The 1,099-nt window shown below is 63.7% G+C and carries 1 protein-coding gene; it reads left to right on the top strand.

The annotated features are described in order from the left end of the window. Nucleotides 1-178: 178 nt before the first annotated feature. A partial coding sequence (locus tag ACFWPJ_RS33510; RefSeq protein ID WP_378857633.1) for an acyl-ACP desaturase occupies nt 179-1,099 on the top strand: 921 nt, incomplete at its 3' end.

Genomic DNA, 1,099 nt, shown 5'->3' with positions numbered 1-1,099 from the left:
GCTGCGGGCCGAGCTCTTACACTCGTCAGCATCACGAGACAGTGTCGACTGAGGTTGTGGCATGACTCAACTTCTGTGGCATACCACTCAGTTGCGTATCGCATCACACCTACGGTGCCGTAGGGTATGACCGAATCGCGACGTTCGACCGTAAGCACGACAGCGAAGGGTTTTTTACATGGCAAGGGATCTGACTCAACTCGAACTGCTCACGGAGTTGGAGCCGGTTGCCGAAGAAAACGTCAACCGACACCTGTCGCTCGCCAAGGAATGGCACCCCCACGATTACGTCCCGTGGGATGAGGGCCGCAACTTCGCCGCCATGGGCGGCATCGACTGGGATCCTGAGCAGTCCAAGCTCAACGAGGTCGCCAAGGCGGCCATGATCACCAATCTGCTCACCGAGGACAACCTGCCGTCCTACCACCGTGAGATCGCCGAGAACTTCTCCCAGGACGGCGCCTGGGGCACCTGGGTCGGCCGCTGGACCGCCGAGGAGAACCGCCACGGCATCGTGATGCGCGACTACCTGGTGGTCACCCGCGGCGTCGATCCGGTGGCACTCGAGAACGCCCGCATGATCCACATGACCAACGGTTTCGCCTCGCCCACCGAGGTGGACGCCGGCTTCCTGCACTCGGTCGCCTACGTGACCTTCCAGGAGCTGGCCACGCGCGTGAGTCACCGCAACACCGGCAAGGTGTGCGACGACCCGATCGCCGACCGCATGCTGCAGCGCGTCGCCGCCGACGAGAACCTGCACATGATCTTCTACCGCAACCTCTGCGGCGCCGCCCTGGACCTGTCGCCCGACCAGGCGATCGAGGCCATCTCGCTCATCGTCGAGAACTTCCAGATGCCCGGCGCCGGTATGCCGAACTTCCGCCGCAACGGCGTGCTGATGGCCAAGCACGGCATCTACGACCTGCGTCAGCACCTCGAAGAGGTCGTCCAGCCGGTGCTCAAGAAGTGGAACATCTTCGAGCGCACCGACTTCACCGCCCGCGGTGAGGCCACCCGGGAGCGGCTGGCCGGGTTCCTCGACAAGCTGGGCGAGGACGTGCTCAAGTTCGAGGAGCAGCGCGACAAGATGCTGGCC

Origin of the sequence: Nocardia sp. NPDC058497 (assembly GCF_042720195.1) — a bacterium.
Taxonomy (GTDB): Bacteria; Actinomycetota; Actinomycetes; order Mycobacteriales; family Mycobacteriaceae; genus Nocardia.
The sequence above is the reverse complement of the archived record's forward strand: the minus strand, read 5'-3'. Positions and strand labels throughout refer to the sequence as shown.